Annotated in this window: 16 protein-coding genes; 3 read left to right on the top strand and 13 right to left on the bottom strand. The window is 66.9% G+C overall.

What is annotated here, in order from left to right; genetic code table 11:
* From V6M49_RS10830 to tdh, 3 genes are all read right to left on the bottom strand, one after another.
* A partial coding sequence (locus V6M49_RS10830) for an NAD(P)/FAD-dependent oxidoreductase (protein WP_332761112.1) occupies window positions 1-1,089 on the bottom strand: 1,089 nt, incomplete at its 3' end.
* An 83-nt stretch (window positions 1,090-1,172) separates the two neighbouring features.
* Window positions 1,173-2,369 carry a glycine C-acetyltransferase gene (locus V6M49_RS10835; RefSeq protein WP_141139946.1) on the bottom strand — a complete coding sequence of 399 codons (1,197 nt, stop codon included), beginning with the start codon at window positions 2,367-2,369 and terminating at the stop codon, window positions 1,173-1,175.
* Window positions 2,370-2,377: 8 nt separating this feature from the next.
* A complete protein-coding gene (gene tdh / locus V6M49_RS10840; RefSeq protein ID WP_332761113.1) occupies window positions 2,378-3,424 on the bottom strand; it encodes an L-threonine 3-dehydrogenase in 1,047 nt (348 codons plus the stop codon).
* Between the two features lie 135 nt (window positions 3,425-3,559).
* On the opposite strand from tdh, the gene V6M49_RS10845 reads away from it, so the two are divergent.
* Window positions 3,560-4,474, top strand: a complete 915-nt coding sequence (locus V6M49_RS10845; protein WP_141139944.1) for a LysR family transcriptional regulator — start codon at window positions 3,560-3,562, stop codon at window positions 4,472-4,474.
* A gap of 58 nt (window positions 4,475-4,532) precedes the next feature.
* On the opposite strand, the gene V6M49_RS10850 is transcribed toward V6M49_RS10845, so the two are convergent.
* From V6M49_RS10850 to V6M49_RS10870, 5 genes are all read right to left on the bottom strand, one after another.
* Window positions 4,533-5,159 carry a hypothetical protein gene (locus V6M49_RS10850; RefSeq protein ID WP_332761114.1) on the bottom strand — a complete coding sequence of 209 codons (627 nt, stop codon included), beginning with the start codon at window positions 5,157-5,159 and terminating at the stop codon, window positions 4,533-4,535.
* A 214-nt stretch (window positions 5,160-5,373) separates the two neighbouring features.
* Window positions 5,374-6,882: an Asp-tRNA(Asn)/Glu-tRNA(Gln) amidotransferase subunit GatB gene (gene gatB, locus V6M49_RS10855; protein ID WP_141139942.1), complete on the bottom strand. Its 1,509-nt coding sequence runs from the start codon at window positions 6,880-6,882 to the stop codon at window positions 5,374-5,376.
* Window positions 6,882-8,441 carry an Asp-tRNA(Asn)/Glu-tRNA(Gln) amidotransferase subunit GatA gene (gene gatA, locus V6M49_RS10860; RefSeq protein WP_332761115.1) on the bottom strand — a complete coding sequence of 520 codons (1,560 nt, stop codon included), beginning with the start codon at window positions 8,439-8,441 and terminating at the stop codon, window positions 6,882-6,884. Before gatA ends, gatB begins: the two co-directional genes overlap by 1 nt.
* A 2-nt stretch (window positions 8,442-8,443) precedes the next feature.
* Entirely contained in the window at window positions 8,444-8,740 is a 297-nt protein-coding gene (gene gatC / locus V6M49_RS10865) for an Asp-tRNA(Asn)/Glu-tRNA(Gln) amidotransferase subunit GatC (protein ID WP_141139940.1), read from the bottom strand.
* A 145-nt stretch (window positions 8,741-8,885) separates the two neighbouring features.
* A complete protein-coding gene (locus tag V6M49_RS10870) occupies window positions 8,886-10,388 on the bottom strand; it encodes a CitMHS family transporter (protein ID WP_332761116.1) in 1,503 nt (500 codons plus the stop codon).
* Window positions 10,389-10,552: 164 nt separating this feature from the next.
* On the opposite strand from V6M49_RS10870, the gene V6M49_RS10875 reads away from it, so the two are divergent.
* Window positions 10,553-12,337, top strand: coding sequence for a sensor histidine kinase (locus V6M49_RS10875; RefSeq protein ID WP_332761117.1), 1,785 nt, complete (start codon window positions 10,553-10,555; stop codon window positions 12,335-12,337).
* Window positions 12,330-12,992 carry a response regulator gene (locus V6M49_RS10880; protein ID WP_141139938.1) on the top strand — a complete coding sequence of 221 codons (663 nt, stop codon included), beginning with the start codon at window positions 12,330-12,332 and terminating at the stop codon, window positions 12,990-12,992. The genes V6M49_RS10875 and V6M49_RS10880 overlap by 8 nt, the downstream gene beginning before the upstream one ends.
* A gap of 29 nt (window positions 12,993-13,021) precedes the next feature.
* Here V6M49_RS10880 and V6M49_RS10885 read toward each other — a convergent pair whose 3' ends face one another.
* From V6M49_RS10885 to V6M49_RS10905, 5 genes are all read right to left on the bottom strand, one after another.
* A complete protein-coding gene (locus V6M49_RS10885; protein ID WP_141139937.1) occupies window positions 13,022-13,405 on the bottom strand; it encodes a RidA family protein in 384 nt (127 codons plus the stop codon).
* Window positions 13,406-13,443: 38 nt separating this feature from the next.
* Window positions 13,444-13,956, bottom strand: coding sequence for a GNAT family N-acetyltransferase (locus tag V6M49_RS10890; RefSeq protein ID WP_056348181.1), 513 nt, complete (start codon window positions 13,954-13,956; stop codon window positions 13,444-13,446).
* Between the two features lie 26 nt (window positions 13,957-13,982).
* Window positions 13,983-14,801, bottom strand: a complete 819-nt coding sequence (locus tag V6M49_RS10895; protein ID WP_332761118.1) for an inositol monophosphatase family protein — start codon at window positions 14,799-14,801, stop codon at window positions 13,983-13,985.
* Window positions 14,798-17,068 (bottom strand): NAD-dependent DNA ligase LigA, encoded by a 2,271-nt coding sequence (ligA, locus tag V6M49_RS10900; protein WP_332761119.1) that lies wholly within the window; start codon window positions 17,066-17,068, stop codon window positions 14,798-14,800. Before ligA ends, V6M49_RS10895 begins: the two co-directional genes overlap by 4 nt.
* Window positions 17,069-17,246: 178 nt before the next feature.
* Window positions 17,247-17,813, bottom strand: coding sequence for a hypothetical protein (locus tag V6M49_RS10905; RefSeq protein ID WP_332761120.1), 567 nt, complete (start codon window positions 17,811-17,813; stop codon window positions 17,247-17,249).
* Between the last annotated feature and the right edge of the window lie 10 nt (window positions 17,814-17,823).

Raw genomic sequence — 17,823 nt, forward strand, 5'->3', positions numbered from 1 at the left:
CGCCTCCACTGTCCGGGATGCCGGATCGTGGGCCGGAGCGGCCGCCCGGTGCCCGGTGCCCTGTCCGGCCAGGATCTGCGCGGCGGCGAGCTCAGCCATGGCCGATGACGTCTGGAAACCGTAACCGCCCTGCCCAGCCAGCCAGTAGAACCCGGGGGCTTCGGCGTCGAATCCGGCTACCGGGACGCCGTCGGCAGCCTCGGTCCGGAGCCCCGTCCACGCGCTCCGGACTCCGCGGATTCCCAATGTTGTCAGCTCGTTCAGCTTCACGATCAGCCGCTCGACATCGCCGGGCCGCGGCCGGGCGTCCTCGGGTCCGCTGGGCACCGTTTCCGACGGCGAGATCAGCACGTCGGTGCCCTCCCGGCGGAAATAAAACGTGTGGTCCGCTGCCGCCACCATGGGGCTGTGCCTTGGCAGTGGATGTTCGACGTCGACAATCGCCGCAGTGCGCCGGTACGGCTGCAGCCCGAGCTTTTCCACGCCGCTGATCACGGCGATTTCATCGGCCCAGGCGCCGGCCGCATTGACCAGCACGCCGGCTTCGAAGGCTTCCTGCCCGGCGCCGACCTCCCAGCCCGAGCCCTGCCGCTGGGCGGAATGGACGCGGGCGCCGGTGATGATGTCGGCGCCGGCGGCCTCCGCCCGCAGGCGGTGGTCGGCCAGCAGCAGCGGGGCGTTGCAGCCGAAGGATCCGGTGTCCAGGCCTGCGGCGGAGAAAGCTCCGGGCACCAGTGCAGGGCACAGCTCCAGTGCCCGTTCATGCGTGATGGCATTCATGTGGCCGCTGCCCTCGGCGCGGACCGATTCCTCTGTGCCGATCAGCATAAAGCTTCGCGGCGTCAGGACGGGTTCGGGCAGTTGGGCGTCCCGGGCAGCGATCAGTTCCAGGGTCCGGACCGTGAGCTCCCGGACCGCGTCCGGGCCGTAACTGGGAATGAGCTGGCGGGCGGAACGGGAGGACGTGTGGTACCCCAGCTCCTGCTCCGCCTCGACCAGCGCCACGCTGCAGCTGCCCGCGAGCGCGGACGCCAGGGACAGGCCGGCGATGCCGCCTCCCACAATCAGGACGTCGTAGTGTGCTGCCATGGCTCCATCCTTGCAGAGTTGCCCTGCGGCCGCGCCGGTCCTGCTCTGTCAGGTTTTAGCCCGGCTGGGTTAACCCTGCCGGGTTAGCCTGCCACCGCCGCACGGCTGGCGACGAACGCACCCACGCACGCTTCGACGTCGTCCGCTGAGTGCGATGCTGACAGCTGCACGCGGATCCGGGCGGCGCCGCGCGGGACCACCGGGAAGCTGAAGGCGGTGACGAAGACGCCGTGCTGGAGCATCTGGTCCGCCACCTTGGCAGCCATGACGGCATCCCCGAACATCACGGGGACAATCGCGTGTTCGCCGTCCAGGAGTTCAAAGCCCTCCTCCGTCATCCGGCGGCGGAACAGGCTGGCATTCTCGAACAGCCGGGTGCGCAGGTCACCGGAATTCTCCACCAGGTCAAGGGCCCTGATGGTGGCGGCGACGATCGCGGGGGCCAGGGAATTGGAGAACAGGTACGGGCGCGCTTTCTGGCGGAGCATGGCCACCACTTCACGGCGCCCGGACACATAGCCGCCGGACGCGCCGCCCAGGGCCTTGCCGAACGTTCCGGTGTAGATGTCCACGCGCTGGGACACGCCTGCGTGCTCGGGGGTTCCGGCACCGGTGGCACCCATAAAGCCGACGGCGTGGGAATCGTCCACCATCACCAGGGCGTCGTGCTTCTCGGCGAGGTCGCAGATGGCCGCCAGCGGTGCCAGGTAGCCGTCCATGGAGAACACGCCGTCGGTGACGATGATCTTGCGCCGCGCATCCTTCGCTTCGACGAGCTTGGCCTCGAGCTCCGCCATGTCCTGGTTGGCGTAGCGGAACCGCTGGGCCTTGCAGAGCCGGATGCCGTCGATGATGGAGGCGTGGTTGAGGGCATCGGAGATGATGGCGTCCTCGGGGCCGAAGAGGGATTCGAAGACGCCGCCGTTGGCATCAAAGCAGCTGGAGAACAGGATGGTGTCCTCCGTGCCGAGGAACCTGGAGACCCTGGCTTCCAGTTCCAGGTGCAGGTCCTGGGTGCCGCAGATGAAGCGGACGCTGGCCATGCCGAAGCCCCGTGAGTCCATGGCCTCTTTGGCCGCGGCGATGATGTCCGGGTGGTCCGCGAGGCCCAGGTAGTTGTTGGCGCAGAAGTTCAGGACGGTGGCGCCGGGCTGGCCGATCTGCCCTGCCGTGATGTGGCTGGACTGCGGGGAGTTGATGCTGCGTTCGGTTTTGAAGAGCCCGGCGGCGCGGATGTCGTCCAGCTCAGCCTGCAGTTGGTCCTTGATGGAGGTGTACATGGTGCTCCTTAGAGTTCGGTCCAGTCGAGGACAACTTTTCCGCCGACGCCGGCGCGGGCGGTGGCGAAGCCTTTTTCCCATTCTGCGGCGGGCAGCTTGTCCGTCACTACCGCTGAGATGCCGGCGTGCAGCACGGGGTTGGAGGAGAGCATGGCGCTCATGGCGTACCACGTCTCATACATTTCGCGGCCGTAGATGCCCTTCAGCGTCAGCATGTGCGTGACCACCTTGCCCCAGTCGATGGTGATGTCCTGGCTGGGCAGGCCGAGCATGGCAATGCGGCCGCCGTGGTTCATGTTGTCGATCATCTCAGGCAGGGCGGTGGGGTGGCCGGACATTTCCATGCCGATGTCGAAGCCCTCACGCATCCCGAGTTCACGCTGGGCATCCTTGACGCGCGTGGTGGAGACGTCGATGGCCAGGTCCACGCCGAGCTGGCGTGCCAGCTCGAGCCGCGGCTGGGAGACATCGGTGATGGCGATCTTGCGCGCCCCGGCGTGGCGGGCCACCGCGATGGCCATCAGCCCGATGGGTCCTGCCCCGGTGATCAGCACGTCCTCACCCACCAGCGGGAAGCTGAGGGCGGTGTGGACGGCGTTGCCGAACGGATCGAAAATCGCGCCGAGTTCCGGGGTGATGGAGGGGTCATGGTGGACCCAGACGTTGGTCTCGGGGATGACCACGTACTCGGCGAAGGCGCCGTCCCGCTGGACGCCGACGCTGACGGTGTGGATGCACATCTGGCGGCGGCCTGCGCGGCAGTTCCGGCAGATTCCGCAGACCACGTGGCCTTCGCCGGATACCCGGTCCCCCACCTTGACGTCGCGGACGCCGTCGCCGATTTCCACTACTTCACCGTAGAACTCATGGCCGGCGATGAGGGGTGCCTCGATCATGCCCTGCGCCCAGGCGTCCCAGGACTGGATGTGCAGGTCCGTGCCGCAGATCCCGGTGGTCATGACCCGGATCTTGACGTCGCTGGGGCCGGCCTCGGGCTCGGGCCGGTCAACCAGCTCGAACCCGGCGTGTGCACCGGACTTGTAGAGTGCCTTCATTGGCTTCCTGACTGTTGGCAGCGACCCGCGGCCTGCGGGTGTGGTCTCCCTTTATTAGAGCCACTTCGAAGCATTAGCACAAGCAGAATTCTCTCAATCGACGATGAAGTGTTCACTAATGCATAGACTGGGCGGATGGAAATTCATCAGCTGGAAATCCTCCGCGAACTCGGAGCCCTGGGCAGCGTGAAGGCGGTGGCGGAGACACTGATGGTCACGCCCTCCGCGGTGTCCCAGCAACTGGCACTGCTGCAGCGCAATGTTGAGGTTCCGCTGACCCGGAAGGAGGGCCGCAACCTGGTGCTGACCGAGGCCGGGCAGGTGCTCGCCGACGCGGGTGCCGCCGTCGTCAGTGCCATGGCGGACGCCCGGACAGCCATCGGCGCCTATCACGGCTCGCCGGTGGGCACCGTGACCATCAGTGGTTTCCACAGCGCGGGGCAGGCGCTGTTCGCGCCGCTCGCGCACATGCTGGACGCGCCCGGCCAGCCGCGGATCCAGCTTTCCGACGAGGACGTGGCGCAGCAGGACTTCCCGGCGCTGACGGCGCGGTACGACCTGGTGCTGGCGCACCGGATGGACCACAGCCCGCGTTGGCCGGAGGAGCGTGTCGCGGTGATTCCGCTGGCGCACGAACCGCTGGATGTTGCGTTGCCGGCTGACCATCGCCTGGCCCGCCAGGGCACCCTCACCGCGGCCGACGTCGTGGGCGAACCTTGGGTGACCAGCCACACCGGATACTCCCCCGCCGACGTCCTGTCCGCCGTCGCGGCCGTCTCCAGCAAGGAACTGAACATCGTCCACCGGATCAACGATTACTCCACCGTGGCCGCGCTGGTGGCGGCGGGCGGTGTGGTGGGCCTGCTGCCGCGGCATACGGCGCGGCCCGTGCTCAACCCGGGCATCGTGCTGCGGCCGCTGGAGGGCATCAGCACCCGGCGGCGGATCGACATCCTGGCCCGGCCGGAGAACCTGAAGCGCCGCTCGGTGATGGTTGTGTGCGAGGCGCTGCAGGCGATCATGACCGGGCTGGTGGAGCAGGGCGGCTAACCCCAACTGGGTCGCAGTAAACGTCGCCATTCCGCGTTCTGGCGACGTTAAATGCCAGCTACTTGGGGGCCAGCCGCTTGGCGTGGCCGAGGCCCTTGCCCAGCCCGTGGCCGTGGCCCTTGCCCATGCCTTTCCCGAGACCCAGTCCCGGACCGGTGCCGGCGCCCTCCACGATCTGGCGCGCGGTGGCGTTGTCACCGTTCTTCACGCCGGAGACCCTGACGGCCTCACCCGTGGCGATTTCCGCGATGGTGACCTCTGACCGCTTCAGCCGTTTGCCGTCGTCGCCCGTTGCCGGCGAACCGTCCGCGGCCGGGGCAGGGAACTTGATGATCCTGGTCTCCGCGTTGACGGCGTAGGCCTGGGTGAAACCGTCCTCGCTCTTGACGGTGAGCGAGGTTTCGCTGACGGCCTCCACGGTGCCCTGCTGGGTCAGCACGGTTTCGAACGTCCCGTCCGCCTTCTTCACCACACTTTCACTGTGCAGGTGCTGCGGGCGCTGGGCCTTGGCCGGCTTCTCCTGGCCCTTAGCCTTGTCCGATTTCCCCGGCGCGGAGGCCGACGGTGACGGCGACGGCGTATCTGTGGCGGACCAGGCGATGGCGACACCCGTGCCGGTCAGCGCCAGAGCAATGACGCCCGCCAGCAAGGCCTTGCGGAATCTCAACGGTTCTTGGACCGACATGGCCATTCCTCCCACAGCACGGGCAGGGCTCCGGCGCCCTGGATCTTCAGTCTAGAACCGGCAGGCCCCGCTGAATACGCGTACTTTGCGGGCGGGAAGTGAGTACTTAAACCAAACTGGGTCGCAGTAGACGTCGTCATGAGCCCTCATAACGACGTTAACTGCGACCCAGTTGGGTTAAAACAGGTGGCTTAGCACCTGGCGTGGCCTACGCTCAGCCCTCAACTCCAAGCTTCGCGAGGATCAGCTCCTTGACGCGGCCGGCGTCGGCCTGCCCGCGGGTCGCCTTCATAACGCCGCCGACGATCGCGCCGATCGCCTGGAGTTTGCCGGCGCGGATCTTGTCCGCGACGTCGGGCTGCGCGGCGAGCGCAGCGTCGATGGCTTCCAGGAGGGGGCCGTCGTCGGAAACGACGGCGAGGCCGCGCTTCTCCACGATCTCCGCCGGGGTGCCTTCGCCCGCGAGCACGCCGTCCAGGACCTCGGTGGCCATCTTGTTGTTGATCTTGCCGTCCTCGACCATCCGGTTCAGCTCCACGATGGTGGCGGGCTGGACGCCCAGCTGGCCGGGGTCGACGTCGGCGTTCTTGGCACGGCCAACGATCTCGCCCATCCACCATTTGCGGGCCACCGTGGGGGTGGCGCCTGCGGCGATGGTTTCCTCGATCTCATCCATAACGCCTGCGTTGACGACGTCGCGGAATTCCAGGTCCGAGTAGCCCCAGTCCGACTGCAGCCGCTTGCGGCGGGCCGCCGGCGGCTCGGGCAGCGTGGCGCGGAGTTCCTCCACCCATTCGCGGGACGCAACGATCGGAACCAGGTCGGGCTCCGGGAAGTAGCGGTAGTCATCGGCGTCCGACTTGGGCCGGCCCGAGGTGGTGGTGCGCGTGTCCTCGTGCCAGTGGCGGGTTTCCTGGATGATCGGGTTGCCGGCATCCAGGACGGCTGCGTGCCGCTGGATCTCGTAGCGGACGGCGTGTTCGACGGCGCGCAGCGAGTTGACGTTCTTCGTTTCGGAGCGGATGCCGAAGCGTTCGCGGCCGTGCGGGCGCAGCGAAACGTTCGCGTCGCAGCGCACGTTGCCGCGTTCCATCTTCGCGTCCGACACACCAAGGTTCTTGACGATCTCCCGGACGGCGGCCACGTACGCCTTGGCCAGCTCGGGGGCGCGGGAACCGGCACCCTCGATGGGCTTGGTGACAATCTCCACGAGCGGAACGCCGGAGCGGTTGTAGTCCACCAGCGAGAAGTCGGCACCCTGGATACGGCCGGTGGCCCCGCCCATGTGCGTCAGCTTTCCGGCGTCCTCTTCCATGTGGGCGCGCTCGATCTCCACGCGGAAGATGGTCCCGTCCGACAGTTCGATGTCCAGGTAGCCGTCGTACGCGATGGGGTCCTCGTACTGTGACGTCTGGAAGTTTTTGGGAGTGTCCGGATAGAAGTACTGCTTCCGGGCGAACGTGCAGGATTCAGCGATCTTGCAGTTCAGGGCAAGGCCGATCTTGATCGAGGACTCGATCGCGACCCTGTTCACGACCGGCAGCACACCGGGCATGCCCAGGTCCACCTCGTTGACGTTGGTGTTCGGCTCGTCGCCGAAGACGTTGGGCGCGGAGGAGAACATCTTGGACTTGGTGTTGAGCTCCACGTGGACCTCAAAACCCAGGACGGGATCGTATTTCTCCATGGCCTCTTCGAAGCTCAGGGTTGCGTCCGTGCTCATTATTTTGCCTCCTTGGCGTCAACAAGGGTCTCAACCAACGGCGGCGCCTGGTCCAGGAGCGGGCCGCCCCACTGTGCCTCCAGGAGGGATTCCAGGACAGCACCCACCCGGTAGAGCCGGGCATCCTCGCGGGCCGGAGCCAGCAGCTGGATGCCGACGGGAAGGCCGTCTTCGTCAGCCAGGCCGCCGGGCAGGGTCAGTCCGGGCACGCCGGCCAGGTTGGCGGGGATGGTGGCGACGTCGTTGAGGTACATCGCCAGCGGATCATTCAGTTTCTCCCCGAGCTTGAACGCCGTGGTGGGCGCCGTGGGAGAGATCAGGACGTCGGCCTGCGCGAACGCGGCCTCGAAGTCGCGCTGGACCAGGGTGCGGACCTTCTGGGCCGAACCGTAGTACGCGTCGTAGTAGCCGGCGCTCAGGGCATAAGTGCCCAGGATGATGCGGCGCTTGACCTCGGCGCCGAAGCCGGCGGCGCGGGTGGCACCCATCACGCGTTCGATGGTCATGGGTCCGTCCTCGGGGAGGACACGCAGGCCGTACCGGACGCCGTCGAACTTTGCCAGGTTGGAGGAGGCCTCCGACGGCATGATCAGGTAGTAGGCGCCGAGGGCGTACTGGAAGTTGGGGCAGGAGACCTCGACGATTTCCGCACCGGCCTGCTTGAGTAGCTCCAGGGATTCGTTGAAGCGGTTTTCGACGCCGGCCTGGTAGCCCTCGCCGTGGAGTTCCTTGATGATGCCGATCCGCATGCCTTCGACGTTGCCCACGCGGGCGGCAGCGACGAGGTCTTCCAGGGGGTCGGGCAGGGACGTGGAGTCAAAGGGGTCATGCCCGCCGATGACCTGGTGCAGCAGCGCCGAGTCCAGGACGGTGCGGGAAACCGGGCCGATCTGGTCCAGCGAGGAAGCCATCGCGATGGCACCGTAGCGGGAAACGCCGCCGTAGGTGGGCTTGACTCCCACGGTGCCGGTGACGGCGCCGGGCTGGCGGATGGATCCGCCGGTGTCCGTGCCGAGCGCCAGCGGGGCCTCAAACGCAGCAACGGCCGCAGCCGAGCCGCCGCCGGAACCGCCGGGGATCCGGTCCAGGTCCCACGGGTTGCGGGTGGGACCGTACGCGGAGTGCTCGGTGGAGGAACCCATGGCGAATTCATCCAGGTTGGTTTTGCCCAGGATGGGCATTTTGGCGGCGCGGAGGCGCTTGACCACCGTGGCGTCGTAGGGGCTGTGCCAGCCCTCGAGGATCTTGGAGCCCGCAGTGGTGGGCTGGCCGATGGTGACGATGAGGTCCTTGACGGCGATCGGCACGCCGGCGAGGACGTGGAGTTCCTCAGCCGCGGCACCGCCGGCGGCACGGATGGCGTCCACCTCGGCAGCGACGGCGAGCGCTTCTTCGGTGTTCACGTGCAGGAACGCGTTCACGCCGCGTTCGCCGCCGTCGACAGCTGCGATGCGGTCGAGGTACGCCTGGGTGACCTCGACGGAGGTGACCTCGCGGGCGGCCAGCTTGGCGGCCAGCTTGGCGGCCGAGAGGCGGATGAGTTCGTTGGTGTCAGTCATGGTTATGCCTCATCCAGGATTGCCGGGACCTTGAAACGGTTCTCATCGGAATCCGGAGCTCCCGAGAGTGCCTGCTCCGCGGTGAAGGTGTGGCCCACAACGTCCTCGCGGAACACGTTGGTCAGCGGGATCGGGTGGGAGGTTGCCGGGACGTCATCACCGGCGGCTTCACTCACGGACTTCACTGATTCAACGATGACGGCGAGTTCGCCGGCCATCCTGTCCAGCTCTTCAGCACTCATCTCGATGTGAGCGAGCTGCGCGAGGTGCGCAACATCGTCACGGTTGATCGCAGCCATGGATCTCCCCTGCAGGTTCGGATTGTTTTCCGAACCAGTCTAGTGGGGAAACGTCAGTGCCCGTCTGACGACCCCCAGCGGGCGTCAGACGGGCACCTCGGTGCCGTGGTCCCGGTCACGGGGACCGGCCACAGGCAGCTACAGACTAACCGATCCCGATGGCTCCCGTCAGCATCCCCACACCCAACATGACGAGCGAAACCACCGCGGTGCGCCATAGGACCTTTTTGTGGTGGTCGCCGAGGTCCACCTTGGCCAGCGAAACCAGCAGGAGGATGGCCGGAACCAGCGGGCTCTGCAGGTGGAACGGCTGTCCGGTGATGGAGGCACGCGCCATCTCCGCGGCGCTGATTCCGTAGTGTGCGGCGGTCTCGCTGAGCACCGGCAGGACGCCGAAGTAGAAGGCGTCGTTGCTCATGAAGAACGTCATGGGGATGCTGAGGACGCCGGTGATGACGGCCATGAACGGGCCCATGCTGGAGGGGATGATCTGGACCAGCCACGCGGACATGGCCTCGACCATGCCGGTGCCCTTCAGGACGCCGGTGAGGACAGCCGCGGCCATCACCATGCTGACCACGGCCACGATGGACGGTGCGTGGGCGATCAGCTGCTCGCCTTGTTCCTTGACCTTGGGGAAGTTCACCAGCAGTGCAATGGCGGAGCCCACCATGAAGACAAACGGCAGTGGCACGATGTTGGCCACGAGCACCACCATGACGGCGACCGTCAGTCCGAAGTTGAACCAGAACAGCTTGGGGCGCAACGTCCTGCGGTTCGGGTCCAGCGCGGTATCGGCCATGGCGGAATCTCTTTCATGCACCAGAGTTTCGGTGCGTTCCAGGACAGCAACTGAAGAACCTTCCGGAGTGTAGCCGCCGACGGCGGGACTTCCGGTTCCGGGGGAACGTGACCCACTGCGGCCGGTACCGGCGGAGGCAGCGGCGGTGCCGCCGTCGGAAGCGCCGCCGTCGAACTTTTCAGCAGTGAAGGGTTCTACCGTGTCCGGAGTTCCCCAGATTTCCGGTGCAATGGCGCGGAGGCGGTTGCGTTCCTGCAGGCCCAGGAGCCAGGCGAAGCCAAAGACCACTACCAGGCCGGCGATGAGGGACGGGATCATCGGGACAAAAACGTCGTTGACGTCCAGGTGGAGCGCGGTGGCGGCGCGGGCAGTGGGACCGCCCCACGGCAGGATGTTCATGGTGCCGTTGGCCAGGCCGGCCACGCAGGTGAGGACAACGGGGCTCATCTTCAGGCGCAGGTACACCGGCAGCATGGCAGCGGTGGTGAGGATGAAGGTCGTGGAGCCGTCGCCGTCCAGGGAGACTGCGGCCGCCAGGATCGCTGTGCCGAGCACCACCTTGGCGGGGTCATTGCCGAGCTTGCGGAGGATGAACTTCACCAGCGGGTCGAACAGCCCGACGTCGATCATCAGGCCGAAGTAGATGATGGCGAACATCAGGAGTGCCGCCGTGGACGTCATGGACTTCATTGACTCCAGGACCATGTCCCCGATGCCCAGTCCGGCACCTGCGAACAGGCCAAAAACGGTGGGGACGATGATCAGCGCCAGTACTGGCGTCAACTTCTTTGTCATGATCAGCACCATGAATACCGCGATCATTGCGAATCCAAGTAATACCAGCACGGCCGGCTCCTTCATGTGAACAACGCCACCGCAGTGTGACGCGTGCTACAGACATTAGGGTGGCGGACGTCACGGCAGTGCCTTTGGCTCAATTGATTGGCATACTGCTTGTTCGGAGCATTTTGCGCATTATGCTCACACCCAGACCCGAGGAAGGGAGGACCATGCCGCGTTCACCGCGCACACCGCCGTTGCGGTTCTCCACGCAGACCCTCCTCCTTCAGCTGGGCGTGGTCCTGCTGGTGGTGCTGCTCAGCGCCGCCGTCCACGCCTGGCTGACCTACGACCGCGTGGGCCGCGAGGCAGAAAACCAGGCCCTGACGCTGGCCCGCGCCGTCGCCGCGGATCCTTCAGTGCAGGCCAATGTCCTGGCCATCAGCGAGGGCGCGGGCACTCCCCCGCCCGCTGTGCTCCGCGCCGGACCGCTGATGGCTGCCGCCGAGGCGGTCCGGACCCGGACCGGGGCACTGTTTGTGGTGATCACCGACGAAACCGGCCTGCGCCTGGCGCACCCGGATCCGGACCGGCTGGGCGAGAAAGTCAGCACCGATCCGTCCGAGGCCCTCGCCGGCCAGGAGGTCACCACGCGGAACACCGGGACACTGGGGCCCTCTGCCGGCGCGAAGGTCCCCGTTTACGCGCCCGGCACCGGAACCGGCACCGGCGGTGGGACTGTTGTGGGCGAGGTCAGCGTTGGATACTCCATGGAGAGCGTGGGCCAAAGCGTTGCGCGCGACATCGGCCCGGTGGGGCTGACCGCCGCAGGTGCGCTGTTGGCAGGGGTGCTGGCCTCGTTCCTGCTGCGGCGCCGGCTCCAGCGACTGACGCTTGGCCTGGAGCCTGAGGAAATCAGCACGCTGGTGCACGACCAGGTGGCTGTGCTGCAGGGCGTGGACGACGGCGTCATCGGCGTTTCGGCCGACGGCAGGATCAGCGTGTTCAACGCAGCCGCGCAGCGCCTTCTGGAGCAGCCGGACCTTTCCGGGACGCCGTGGGCCGACGCTCCTGTGCCCGAGCAGCTCAGGACGCTGACCCGGCCGGACGCTGCGGAGGCGGACGCCATCGAACTCGTAGCCGGCGGCAGTGTCCTGGTGGCCAGCGCGCGCAAGGCCCTGCATCGAAGCGAGGACCTGGGCTGGGTGGTGATGCTCCGGGACCGCACCGAACTCCAGCAGCTCACCCGGCAGCTCGACGCCGTGGGCACCATGTCCGCGGCCCTGCGCGCCCAGCGCCACGAATTCGCCAACCAGCTGCACACCATCGCCGGCCTGATGAGCATCGGGCAGCACCAACAGGCCCGCGATTACCTGGCCGGGCTGGCCGCCACGGGGCCGCTGAAGTTCCCGGTGGACCAGGCGGAACTGTTGCAGGACCCGTACCTGCAGGCCTTTGTGGGTGCCAAGGGCGTGGAGGCCGATGAGCGCGGCGTCACGCTGCGGATCGGGCCCGAAACCCTGGTCCGCGGCCAGGTCACCGAGCCGCAGGACGTGACCACCGTACTGGGCAACCTGATCGACAACGCGGTGAACGCCGCCGTCGCCGGCTCCTCCCCGGATCGCTGGGTGGAGCTGGAGGTGCTGGATGAACCGCACGACGACGGCGGGACGCTGCACATCGTCGTCGCCGATTCCGGCGACGGGCTGGCCGCCGGGACGAATGCGGAAGCGGTCTTCGCCGAGGGATTTACGACGGCGGCTGGCCCAGTAGTGCCGGCTCCGGCGGCTGCCGGTGGACGGGGTGGCGGGCAGAGTGGCGGACAGGGGTTGGGCCTGGCCCTGGCCCGGAAGCTGGCCCGGCGCCGCGGCGGGGACGTCCGCTTGCTGGAGCCGGGGACACCGGGCGGACCCGGTGCTGTGTTTATGGCGTCCCTGCCACGCACTACGGCCGGGACCACTGCCGGGACACCTGCGGGGACCCAGGATTTAGCTGGAAAGGACAATGATGCCTGAGGATTTCAGGGTGCTGATTGTGGACGACGATTTCCACGTGGCCAAGCTGCACGCGACGTATGTGGATTCGGTGGCGGGATTCCTGGCGCTGGCGCCGGTGGGGTCGGCATCCCTGGCGCTGCAGGCGATCCACAGCCTCCGCCCGGACCTGGTGTTGCTGGATGTCTACCTGCCGGACGCCTCAGGTCTCGACCTGCTGCAGCAGCTGGACGTGGACACCATGATCCTCAGTGCCGCATCGGACGCCGAGTCGCTGCGGAAAGCGTTCCGCCGCGGCGCCCTCGGGTACCTGTTGAAGCCCTTTACCGCCGAGTCGCTCTCGCAGCAGCTACGTTCGTATGCCCGGTACCGCAGGCTGCTGGGCCAGCCCGGGGCCCTGGACCAGGGCTCCGTGGAGCGGGCCAAACGGGCGCTTATCCCCGGGGACGTGACGCCGGCGGCCAAACCCCGCTCCGCCACCGAGGCCGCGGTGCTGGAATCGCTGGTTGCCGGCGAACAGTATTCGGCGGTGGAAGTGGCCACCCGAGTGGGGGTTTCCCGGGCCACGGCGCAACGGTACCTGTCATCGCTGGCCGACGACGGCGCCGTCGACATCCAACTGCGCTACGGAACCACCGGACGCCCGGAACACCGCTACAGCCTCCCGCCGGCCTGAGGCCCCACCCCTTGAGCGCGGGAGGGGTGCTAGCTGGCGCTCCGCTGTGCCACGAGCTCGATTTCGACGAGCATCTTCGGGTCAAGGAACGGCAGGACATGCACGAGGGACAGCGTGGGTCGGATCTCGCCGAAGACTTCGCCGTGGGCGCGGCCGGCCTCTTCCCATTTGCTGATGTCCGTCAGGTACAGCTTGGACTGGACCACGTCTTCGAAGCTGAAGCCGGCATCGGCCAGGACCACGCCGAGCTTCTGCAGGATGTACTGGGTCTGCGTGTAGAAGTCCTCGCCCACGATGCCGTCCTCGCCGCTGGCGGCCGTGGCGGAGATGTAGAGCGTGTTGTCCACCTGGACGGCGCGGGAGTAGCCGAGGGTCTGCTCCCAGACGGAGCCGGTGCCGAATGTTTTGCGCATGGTGGGCCTTTCAGTGCCGAAAATGAGTCGGCACCACTTTAGGTTGGCTGGACGTCAAGCCGGTAAACCAGCAGCTTTATGTCGGTGCCCGGAATCAGCCAGTCACGCTCCGGGACTCGTTTGAAGCCTGTCTTCCGGTAGAGGCCATGCGCGCTCTCCCAGGTCCCGCCGGTGGTGAGGGCCACGCCCGTGATCCCCTCCAGCGATTTCGCATGCGCAATGATGGCTTCCACCATGGCCTTGCCTGCGCCGCTGCGCTGCACCGCGGGATCCACCACCAGCATCCGGAACTCCAGCTCATCAGGGAGGGCGATGTCGGCGAACGGTTCACCTGCCAGTGCCAGCGTCACGGAACCCACCACCTGCCGGTCACGCTCGGCAACCCAGATCGTGGCCTTCGCCGCACGGGCGGCAACATCCTGGATCTGCTGCATATAGGGATGGTCCGCGCTGTCGAAATACCCTGCTGCCAGGTACGAGTCCACGGTGATCCTGGCGATGGCCTGGAAGTCTGCCTCAACGGCCGGTCGGATGGTTATTTGCGATTGCACCTGACAATGTTAGTGGCGCTGCACCGTCACAGCGGAAACTTGCCGGACAGCGCCAAGGTCCCGGCGCAGGTCCAGGCGGCCAGCCTGTCCTCGTCGGCAGGTCCGCCGTCCAGCGGACTGGCAAGCCGGGGACGCCGGACCCAGCAGCCGGCTTCCTCGGCAATCAGCGCACCGGCGGAGAAGTCATGTTCGTTGAGCCCGCGTTCGCCGTAGGCGTCGTGGGTCCCGTCAGCCACCAAGCAGAGGTCCAGCGCCGCGGAGCCCAGCCGCCGGACGTCGGCGAATCCATCCATGAGACTGCCCAGCAGTGCCGCCTGCTCGGCGCGGATGGCGGGGTCGTAACTGAAGCCGGTGGCGAGGATCTGCCCGGCGCGGTCCGGCGCCGGGCCCTGGAGCTGGGTCACCCGGCCGCCTTCTTCCAGCCACGCACCCTGGCCGCGGGCAGCGTAGTAGACGCGGCCCAGCGCCGGGGCGTTGACGACGCCGGCCAGCCAGACGCCGTCGGCATCCGCCACTGCCACGGAGGTGGCGTAGTAGACGATGTTCCGGATGAAGTTGGTGGTACCGTCCAGCGGGTCGATGGACCAGCGATAACCGGTGGGGGCCGCGGGCCGGGTGGTCCCATGCTCCTCCCCCGTGATGGTGTCCTGTGGACGGGCGGCCGTGATGGCATCCCGGACGGCATTCTCCGCGGCGACATCAAAGGCAGTAACCCAGTCGCCGGCGTCGCCCTTGTTGCTGACGTCAAGCGTCTCGCCATTGCGGGAAGCCAGCACGGCGGCGCCGGCGGCGGCGGCTTGCCGGGCCACCGCAAGTAGTTCGGTGTTGAGGTCCGGATGGCTCATTCGGCTGCCTCTTCTGATTCTGTGGGCGTCGGTAGGGGCGCAGCTTCGGCAGCGGGGGCCGGGCCGTTCGCGAGGAGTTCCCGGAAGCCGTCTTCGTCCAGCACGGGAATTCCAAGCTGTTCGGCTTTGTCCAGTTTCGTGCCGGCGCTTTCGCCAGCCACCACATAACTGGTGTTTTTCGAGACCGAGCCCGCGGCTTTGCCTCCCCGGATGAGGATCGCTTCCTTCGCCTCGTCCCTGCTGAAGTTCGGCAGGGAGCCGGTAACCACAATCGTCAGACCTTCCAGCGTGCGCGGCGTGGACTCATCCCGCTCATCGGCCATGCGGACCCCGGCCGCGGCCCAGCGGTCAACGATTTCCACGTGCCAGTCCTCGGCGAACCATTCCTTCAGCGCGGCCGCGATGGTGGGCCCCACGCCGTCCACATGGGCCAGGTCCTCCTCGGAGGCGTTCCGGATGCCGTCCATGGTGCCGAACGCGGTGGCCAGGGCGCGTGAGGCGCGCGGGCCAACGTGCCGGATGGACAGGGCAACGAGCACCCGCCACAGCGGCTGCGTTTTCGCCTTCTCCAGCTCCACGAAGAGCTTCGTGGTGGTCGCCGTGGGCTTGGACGGTGTCTTGGCGGTTGCCTTTGTCCAGAAGTACGGGACCAGTTCGAAGACGCCGGTGCCAACGCCCTTGGCACGCTTCTCGCGCAGGATCCGCACATCTTTCAGGTCCTCCGCGGTAAGGGAGAAGAGATCCGCTTCGCTCACCAGCGGGCCGGGCTTGGGCTCGGCCGGATCAGTAAGGGCGACGGCAGCTTCGCCGCCGAGCGCCTCGATGTCGAAAGCGCCGCGGCCGGCCAGGTGCGCGACCCGCTCCGTCAGCTGGATGGGGCAGGATCTGGAATTGGGACAGCGGATGTCGATGTCGCCCTCCTTGGAGGGGGCGAGCTCCGTGCCACAGGACGGGCATTCTGTGGGCATCACGAAGTCACGCAGTTCATCCTCGCGGCCCTTGCGCAGCGCCATCACGGGGCCGACGATCTCCGGGATGACGTCTCCGGCCTTCCGCAGGACAACAATGTCGCCGATCAGCACGCCCTTGGCCTTGACCACGTTCTGGTTGTGGAGCGTGGCGCGGGCCACGGTGGAACCGGCCACCTTCACCGGTTCCAGCACTCCGAACGGGGTCACGCGACCGGTACGGCCCACCTGGACCTGGATGTCCAGCAGTTTGGTGTGGACTTCTTCCGGCGGGTACTTGTACGCGACGGCCCACCGCGGCACCCGGGTGGTGTAGCCCAAGGCACGCTGCGTGGCGAGATCGTCGACCTTGACCACAATGCCGTCGATTTCGTGCATCAGGTTGTGCCGTTGCTCGCCGTAGCGCTTGATGAAGGCAAGGATCTCCGGCAGGCCCCCGAGCACCTCGAAGTACGGGCTGACGGGAAGGCCCCACTGTTCCAGCACGGCGTAGGTCTGGGACTGGCTCAGGGTTTCCAGCCCTTCGCGCGCGCCAATGCCATGGACAAACATCCGCAACGGACGCTTGGCGGTTTCCGCCGGATCCTTTTGCCTGATCGAACCGGCGGCGGCATTCCTGGGGTTGGCCAACGGCGCCTTGCCGGCTTCGATCAGTGCCTCATTGAATTCCGCAAAAGCCTTGGAAGGGATAAAGACCTCGCCCCGGATTTCCACCTCCGGGGGAAATCCGGTGCCCGTAAGTTCGGTTGGGATTTCCTTGATGGTCAGGACGTTGTGGGTGATGTCTTCACCCGTGGTTCCGTCACCCCTGGTGGCCGCCCGGACCAGTTTCCCGTCGCGGTACAACAGGTTGACCGCGAGGCCGTCGATCTTCAGTTCCGTGAGCCACGCGAGCTGAGCCGTGTCCCCCAGCTTGCTGACGCTGGCCTCGGCCTTGGTGATCCAGGCCTCCAGCTCCTCCAGGGAAAAGACGTCCTCGAGGCTGTACATCCGCTGCAGATGTTCGACGGCGGCGAACGCGGCCGAGACTTCCCCGCCAACCTCCTGCGTGGGCGAATCATTGGCTACCAGCTCGGGATGCAGGGCCTCGATCTCCTCCAGGCGCCGGAACAGTTCGTCGAATTCGGCATCGGAGACCAGGGGTTCGTCCTCCTGGTAATACGCAAACCGGTACTTCCTGACCAGGTCCGTCAGGTTCTCATATTCGTCGCGCACTGACCCGGCGGGGACGGCGTCCGGCTCGGTTGGTTCCTCAGTGCTGTTTGCTGTTTCCTCTGCGGGGACCCGTGCTGTGCTCACAGACCTATCTTGCCTTACCGCCCCGACATTGAGCCCAAACGCCCACTGCGCCGCCGTGCCCCTGCCGTTAAGTGCCGCGGGGCCCGGTGGGCACGGAACGCCTCCCACGTAGGTAGCAGCAACTACCTAGTTGGGAAGGTCGGGGCTGGCGACAAGCCCGATCACCGGACAACCAAGGTCAGTGTGAGGAGAGGCGGTTCCGGCTCCACCAGGCGAAGGCGAGGCCGGCGACTCCCACCAGCAGCACGCCCGCCATGATGGCCAGCAGGCCGGGCCCGCCGAAGAGGCCGGAGCCGTCGTTCCGGGAAACGGCGGCGGCCTGTGTGGGTTTGGCCGACTTGGTGACTGGCTTGTTCCAGTTCGATTCCGTGGACGGGGTTACGGACGACGGCGGGCTGGGGATGGTGGTGCTGGGCGCGGCCGACGGCGATTCCTCAGTCGGCGAAGCGCTCGGTTCCGGGGCGAGGGTGGGAACCGTTACCGGTGCTGGCGCCGCGGGCGGTGGTGCCGCCGGCTGGGTTGGGACGACTGGGGACGGGACTACCGGCGGCACTTCAGGTTTGCCCTTGCCCGGATCCTTAGGCTCAGTGCTGGCCGTTTCACAGTTCAGCAGGCACAACTGCGGCGTGGGTTCACCGTCTTCGGCCTGCGCCGGGACCGCCGCCGAAAGGCCAACCAGGAGCGCCAGCACCGCAGCGGCCGCAGCAGCGGACACGTCGCGGAGCACGGATGAGGATCGGATCATGGTTTACCTT

Origin of the sequence: Pseudarthrobacter sp., from assembly GCF_036675385.1 — a bacterium.
Lineage (GTDB): Bacteria > Actinomycetota > Actinomycetes > Actinomycetales > Micrococcaceae > Arthrobacter.